Raw genomic sequence first — 7,514 nt, forward strand, 5'->3', positions numbered from 1 at the left:
CCGCGTCTTCGCCACGCCCCCACCGCAAGCGCCTTGAGCTTGGCCAACGCACATCGTGCCCTTCTTCCTGCAGGAACAAACCATAGCGCTACCGTCTGCTGACGGGTTGTGGGAAAGGGTAAGGTTGGCGACGAGTGACGACTGAAGGAGGTAGCTCTGCCCGGGCTGCAGCAGGCAGCCAGGCACCGGCGCACGCGCCGGCATGCACAGCAGGCCGATCAGGCGACCGGAACGCAACTTGTCGTATTCGTTGTAATAAATCGAAAGATCGGCGCTCAGCGTCTTGCTGAAACGCTGTTTGACGCCCACTTCGTAGGCGATCAGCGACTCCGAATCGACGATCCCGGCGCCCTGGACGAGCACCGGCAGGGGCAACGTCATCGACGGGGGCAGCAACTGGACGTTGACGTAGCCACCGCGGTCGATGCGGCTGGGCGTGCGCACTGCCTTGGCCACCGAGGTCCACAACGACGTGCCTTCACTCGGCGTCCACAGCAGGCGGGCGTTCGGCTGGAACTCGACGCCGGTATAGTCGTTCTTCTCGAACTTGCCGCCAAGCGTCAGGATCAGCTTTTCCGGAACCAGCGCGATATCGTCCTGGAGAAACGCGCTGAGCAGCCGGCGCTCGGCCGAGGCTGGCTGCACGTCGGGATAAACCAGGCTGGCCGCCGGAACTCCCCGGTACGACGGGTGCAGCGCGTCCCGGCTGTAGCGATACGCCAGACCGGCGACCAGATCGTGCCCGGAAAAGTGTCGACTGCGGTACTGAAAGTCGAGGTCATACGTCGTCCGTCGCTCGTCGAAGTGCAGCGGCCAGTCGCGCCGCGTGTAATCGACGTAGGCCTGCAGCGTAAACGAGTCGCTCGCCGAGACCTCGCGCTGCCAGCGCAGCGTCAGGTTACCGCCGGCGAGCTTCTGATCGGTTTCAGCAATCGCGTTGTACGGCGGAATGACGAAGTTCAGATTCGACAACTCACCCGAACGGCCGCGGTAGTAATCGCCTTGCAGCGTCACCGCGTCGCGCGTGGTCGGCGTCAGATCGGCGCGGAAACCGGCGCGTGCCTGGCGCCACGAGTCTCCGGCGCTCTTTCCGGTCGCCTCGACGACGGCCGGATCGCGCGAGAAACCTTTGGCGTAGGCGCGCCAGTGACCAAGTTCGCCGAAACTGCCCCCGTAACGCACGGCACCACCACGCTCGTCGTCGCCAGCGCGACCGGCGAGCAGGCCGCCCTGCGTGCTGGCCGCCGATCGGGTGATGATGTTGATTACGCCATTGACCGCGTTCGCTCCCCAAAGCGTGGCGCCCGGCCCGCGGATGACCTCGATGCGCTCGATATCCTCGATGACGGCATCCTGCACATCCCAGTAGACGCCGGAGAAGGTCGGCGAGTAGACGCTGCGTCCGTCCATCAGAACGAGCAACTTGTTCGTGAAGCGCCCATCCACTCCGCGCGAACTGACCGCCCAGGTATTCGAACTGATCTGCCCGACCTGCACGCCGGGCACCATGCGCAACAGATCGGGGATGGTCGTCGCACCCGAACGCCGGATGTCATCGGCAGTAATTACGAACACCGCGGCGGCGGCCTGCGAAACCGTCTGCGGCTTCTTCGATACCGAAGTGATCTCCAGATTGAGCACTTCGGTCAGATCGAGATCGAACAGTGGGTCATCCGCCGCCTGGCCGGCGAGCGGCAGCAGGCCGACGACGAGCAGACACAGCACGGCGGTTTGCCGCCTGCCGAAAATGAAACGAGCAGAACACTCCATCACCATTTCCCCCTTGGCAAATTGCCAAATCCTGCTGCAGGCCGTCGCCTCGCCGGTGGCGGCCCGGCGCAAGTAGAACGCGCTCGAGCGCGGCACAGCAGAAAAAAGATCGCACTTGCGCTGCTTGCAGCGAAGCCTGCCCAAGCGAAGGCATGCCCGGCGCAACGCCCAGGCGTTACCAGCGGCCCCGCTCCAGCCTTATCGTTGACGGCGCAAATGGCGATCTCTTTAGTGCACATCGGCATATCGCCGCACGAAACCGCGCTGATCGGCGCTGCCGCTGACGCGCGTCGCCGATCAGCGCTGCGCCAAAGCTTCCCCTCGCCGGGCGCGGCAAGCTAAGATTCCCCCGCGCAGAACGGCGCTCGCCCGCCCCGGCAGGCGACTTCCGGCGCCTTCGCTGCGCGCCACCCACAGCAAGCGAAAGGATTCCCCGATGATCAGGAGCAAAGCGTACGCAGCGCAGAACAAGACGAGCGGCCTCGCCCCGTTCGAGCTCTACCGGCGCGCACCGGCAGCCGACGACGTACAGATCGAGATTCTCTATTGCGGCGTTTGCCATTCCGACCTGCACACGGCGCGCGGCGAGTGGCCGAACACCCTCTACCCGTCGGTTCCCGGCCATGAAATCGTCGGCCGCGTGTGCGCCGTCGGCAGCCAGGTGCGCCGCTTCAAGGTCGGCGATCTGGCCGGCGTCGGCTGCATGATCGACAGTTGCGGGCATTGTCATTCGTGCGCCGAAGGCGAAGAGCAGTACTGCGAGAACGGTTTCACCGGAACCTACAACGGCCCGGTGTTCGGCGGCGAAAACACCTACGGCGGCTACTCGCAGACGATCGTCGTCAAAGAATCCTTCGTCCTCCAGATCAGACACGCCGCCGACGACCTGGCGCGCGTCGCGCCGCTGCTCTGCGCCGGCATCACCACCTACTCCCCGCTGCGCCACTGGCGCGTCGGACCAGGAACGACGGTCGGCATCGTCGGGCTGGGTGGACTTGGCCATATGGGCGTCAAGATCGCGCACGCGCTGGGCGCGACGGTCGTCCTGTTCACCACTTCGCCGGGCAAGATCGCTGATGGCAGACGGCTGGGTGCCGACGAAGTCTGCGTATCCACCGACGACGCGCAGATGGCGGCTTACGCCAACCGTGTCGACTGCATTCTCGACACGGTGGCCGTCCCGCACGATCTCGACGCCTACCTGAGCCTGCTCAAGCGCGACGGCACGCTCGCCCTGGTCGGCGCACCGGCCGCGCCGCACCCGGCGAGCAATGTCTTCAATCTGATCCTCAAGCGGCGCCGGATCGCCGGATCGCTGATCGGCGGCATCCGCGAAACGCAGGAAATGCTCGACTTCTGCTCCGAACACCGGATCGTCTCCGACATCGAAGTGATTCCGATCGATTACATCAATGCGGCCTACGACCGGATGCTCAACAGCGACGTCAAATACCGCTTCGTGATCGACATGGCCAGCCTGCGCGACGCCTGAGGCGACGCCTGCGCCGGCGCGCCGCGCGGCGCTGCCCACCCACGGCGGCGCCTACTCCGCCGACGGATCGCGCGGCGCCGGATCGGCAGCGGCTGCCGGGTGCGACAGGCGAGCCAGCTCGGCGTCGAGTTCGGGCAGCGCGCGTGCGAACTCGGCCTGCAGCCGGGGCAACTCGGCCTCGACGGCGGCACGCTCGGCGCGCCGGGCGAGGCCTTCCAGACGCGCCGCCAATGCCGCCACGCTGGGCAGTCCGATCGCCGCACTCGATGACTTCAGGCTATGCGCCGCGCGCGTCACTTCCGGCCAGGCGTCGGCCGCCAGACGGCTGCTGATCGTCGCCAGCAACTCAGGCGTTTCCTGCAGGTAGATCCCGATCACGCGGGCAATCAGATCGCCGTTCAGCGAGGCGGCGAAATCCGGGTTTTCGATCAGCGCCGAGCGGTCGAGCAGCGCGCCGGAACGCGTCGCTGGCGGTCCGGGCGCAGCCGCCTCAAGCGGCGCCACGCCTTCCCGCAACGGCGCGCCGACCGGCACCGGCGCGACCTCTGGCAGCACCGGGGCAGCCGGCAGCAGCGCACTCGCTGGTAGCGCGGCCGCCCGGCTATCGTCGTCGGGCAACCAGCGACGCAAGCACGCGGCCAGCGCCTCGAGCCGGATCGGCTTGCTCAGATAGTCGTCCATCCCGGCAGCGAGGCAGCGCTGGCGATCTTCCGGCAGCGCGTTGGCGGTCAACGCGATGATCGGCACGCGCGCCAGCGCGCCGGCGCCGGCGCGAATCGCCGCGGTCGCCGCATAGCCGTCCATCACCGGCATCTGACAGTCCATCAGGACCAGATCGAAGGCGCCGCCAGGCAGCGCCTCGACGGCCGCTGCGCCGTTGGCGACGATCGTCACCGTCACCCCGAGCTCGCCGAGCATCGCCTCGATCACCGACTGATTGACCGGGTTGTCCTCGGCGACCAGAATCATTCCGTGCAGCGTCTGGCGGCTGCCCGCCCCGGCGCCGTCGCTCGCCACCGGTGCCAAGGCCGCGGCAAACGGCAGGTCGACGGTAAACGTGCTACCCGCACCCGGTGTGCTCTCGACGCTGATCGAGCCGCCCATCAGCTCGACCAGGTGGCGGCAGATGACCAGCCCGAGGCCGCTGCCACCGTAACGCCGCGTGGTCGATTGGTCGGCTTGCACGAAGGGCTGAAACAGCCGGGCCAGCGCTTCGGGCGCAATCCCGATGCCGCTGTCGCGCACGACGAAGCGCAGCCAGAGACGGGAATCGCCGTCACGATCCGCCAGCCGCTCGGCGGCGAGCAGCACGCGCCCGTGTTCGGTGAACTTGATCGCGTTGCTGAGCAGATTGGAAAGCACCTGGCGAAGCCGGGTGGGATCGCCGTTGACCTCGAGGCTGGCCGGAATGCGCAGATCGCTGCTCAGCACGTTGCCATGTACCGAGGCAATCTCGCGAAAGGCATCGGCCATCGGCACCAGCACGGTCATCAGATCGAAGTCGATCTGCTCGACGACGATGCGGCCGGCCTCGATCTTGGCCAGATCGAGGATGTCGCCGAGCAGCGCGTGCAGCGACTGACCAGCGCTGGTGATCGCCCGCAAGTAGCGCGCCTGCTCGGCGGCGAGCGGCGTACGCGCGAGGACTTCGGCCATGCCAAGGATGCCGTTGAGCGGCGTGCGAATCTCGTGGCTCATATTGGAGAGGAACTGCGACTTCGCCTTGCTCGCATGCTCGGCGGCCTGCGTCGCCTCGGCCAGTTCCCGGTTGCGCCGCACCAGGCGATCGGTCAGCGTTTCCAGCACCTTGACGATGGCCGCGATTTCGTTCGACGAACCGCTCTCGATCGCGCTACCGGTGAGCGCGACGGCCGACGCTTCGGCGCGTTCGCGCAGCGCGCGCAAGGGGCGTAGCACCCAGCGCACGAGGGCAATCCCGAGCAGCACGCTGACCAGCAGAATGCCCAGCGTGATCAGCAGCGAGCGCTCGTTGGCGCGCGCCAGCATTTCGTAGGCCTGCTCGCTGTCGAGCACGGCGACGATGACGAAGGCGTTGTCGACGATGGTCAGCGGCAGGTAGGCGAGCGTCCGATGCGCCTGCATTTCGTGCCGGTAGACCGGGATCTTCTGGGTGAACGCCTCCTGGACCGCCGCCTGGTCGAGCGTGTAGGGGACGCTGTGCGAACTGGCGAGCAGGGCTCCGGTGCGCGCAATCAGGAAGAGGTCGGCACCCAGGTCTTCGCCGATCTTCGCGAGCAGCGACGAATCGATGCGGACGCCGGCGACCAGCGCGCCGACGACCTTGCCCCTCCAGTCGACCGGCTCGATCGCCTGCACGGTGACCACGCCGTTGTCGATCGCGCTGGCCATCTGGCCCTGCCCGGCAAGCGCCTCGAAGACACCCCAGACTTCGGACAGATCGCCATTCCGCGCGCGTTCGTGCGCGCGATAGACGACCCGCTGCCGGCTGTCGGCAATCTCCATCTGCGCGACCGCGCTTGCCGCGAGCGCTTCGTCGAGCACCTCGCGCACGGTTTCGACCGCCGCTTCGCCGGATTGCGCCAGGCTGCGCCCCAGGCTATTGCGCCGTGCGGTCAGGCGCGCGGTCAGGCGCGCCCGCCGCGACTGCTCGACCACGAGTTCCTCGACGACACGCCCGACGGTCAGCATCTTGTCGATCTCGCGCGCGCGCACCGTCGCCTGCAGCGCCTGGTGCGAAACGAGCAGCGCCGTCCACTGCGCGAGCGCCGCGAGAACGGCGAAAAGCGCAATCAACGAGACGGTGATCGAGAAACGCAGGCGCACCGCGGGGCCTGGCCGTCGGCGTTCAGCGCGCGCCGGAAGCCGGCAGAATGCCGTGCCGGCGCAGCAAGCCAAGGCCGTCAGGCGAGCGGACAAAATCCAGGAAGGCACGGCCGGCCGGCGTCAGGCCATTCGGCTTGTGGATCAGACCCAGTTCGACCCAGACCGGATAACGGCCCTGCTCGACGTTCTCCGGTGTCGGGTCGACGCCGTCGAGCGCCAGATGGACAAGCTTGCTCTGCGCCGCGCCAAGCGCCGAGCGGTTGAGAAAACCCAGGCTGGTCGGATAACGATCGAGCAACTCGATCAGTTGTGGATCGAGATGAACGACCTTCACCGCCGGATCGAAGACCAGGTCCTTGAACGGCTTGATCGAGCGCCCCAGCGCCTGCCGGCTGGCGTCCGAATTCTCCCGGCCGAGCACGCGAATTGGCGCCGGGCGGCCGCCGAGTTCGCTCCAGTTGCGGATCTTCCCGCCGTAGATGTCGAGCAACTGCGCCGAAGTCAGCTTGCCCACGCCGACCTGCGCCCCGCCGACGATGACCACCGGATCGCGCCCCAGCGGCACATGCACGAAACCCTGGCGCGCCTCATCGTCCTTCAGCGAACGCCCGATGCGACCGAGCGAGGAAATTCCCTCGCCGACATCGCGCACCGCACCGGCGGTTCCGGTCGAAGGCGGAACGATCACCCGGTGCTGGCTCTGCCGCTCGTTGAACGCCTTGGCGAGTTGTCCGAGAACGTGTTCCGGGTTGCCGCTACCCGGAATCACCAGATTCTCGGCGCGCGCCAGGCAGGCAAACAGCAAGGCGAGCAACGCCAGCCCGATCGGCGGCAAGCAACGCAGAGTGCTCAACATGACGAAATCTCCCGGCGAGAGCCCAGGTGCGAGACGCGGGACCGGCGCGCGAAGCTGACCCGCAAGGCGACCCCGGTCAGACCAGTATCGGCCGCACCGCAGCAAACTTTAGTCGCCCACTCAACTGCGCGGCTGCCGGCCGAGCAGGAAGAACTCATCGTTCGGCCGCATCGAGGTCATGTTCGCCAGACGGTTCGACATGGCGAAGAAGGCGGCGACGGCGCCGATGTCCCAGATGTCCTCCTCGGAAAAGCCGCGCTCGCGCAAGGCAGCAAAGTCAGCCTCGCCGACTTCCGCCGAGCGCAAGGCGACCTTCAGGGCGAAATCAAGCATCGTCCGCTGGCGCGGCGTCAGGTCGGCCTTGCGGTAGTTCACCGCAACCTGATCGGCAATCAGCGCATTGCGCGCACGCACGCGCAGGATCGCGCCGTGCGCGACGACGCAGTACTGGCACTGATTGGCGCCGCTCGTCGCGACGACGATCATCTCGCGCTCGGCCTTGCTCAGGCCGCTCTCCTTCTCCATCAGTGCATCGTGATAGGCAAAGAAGGCACGAAACTCGTCCGGCCGATGCGCCAGCGTCAGAAAGAC

At 66.9% G+C, this 7,514-nt stretch carries 5 protein-coding genes; 1 reads left to right on the forward strand and 4 read right to left on the reverse strand.

The window, feature by feature from the left end; translation table 11 throughout:
* Positions 1-1,770: TonB-dependent receptor (locus tag Q1L59_RS02310; protein WP_300327680.1), on the reverse strand; the 1,770-nt coding region annotated here is incomplete at its 3' end.
* Between the two features lie 436 nt (positions 1,771-2,206).
* On the opposite strand from Q1L59_RS02310, the gene Q1L59_RS02315 reads away from it, so the two are divergent.
* Entirely contained in the window at positions 2,207-3,262 is a 1,056-nt protein-coding gene (locus Q1L59_RS02315; protein ID WP_300327681.1) for an NAD(P)-dependent alcohol dehydrogenase, read from the forward strand.
* 51 nt (positions 3,263-3,313) lie between these two features.
* On the opposite strand, the gene Q1L59_RS02320 is transcribed toward Q1L59_RS02315, so the two are convergent.
* The 3 genes from Q1L59_RS02320 to Q1L59_RS02330 form a co-directional block, all read right to left on the reverse strand.
* Positions 3,314-6,067 (reverse strand): ATP-binding protein, encoded by a 2,754-nt coding sequence (locus Q1L59_RS02320; protein ID WP_300327682.1) that lies wholly within the window; start codon positions 6,065-6,067, stop codon positions 3,314-3,316.
* Positions 6,068-6,089: 22 nt separating this feature from the next.
* On the reverse strand, positions 6,090-6,923 hold the full coding sequence (locus tag Q1L59_RS02325; protein ID WP_300327683.1) for a substrate-binding domain-containing protein: 834 nt from the start codon (positions 6,921-6,923) through the stop codon (positions 6,090-6,092).
* Positions 6,924-7,043: 120 nt separating this feature from the next.
* The coding region (locus Q1L59_RS02330; protein ID WP_300327684.1) for a peroxidase-related enzyme at positions 7,044-7,514 on the reverse strand (471 nt) is incomplete at its 5' end.

Origin of the sequence: Accumulibacter sp., from assembly GCF_029255125.1 — a bacterium.
Classification (GTDB): Bacteria; Pseudomonadota; Gammaproteobacteria; order Burkholderiales; family Rhodocyclaceae; genus Accumulibacter.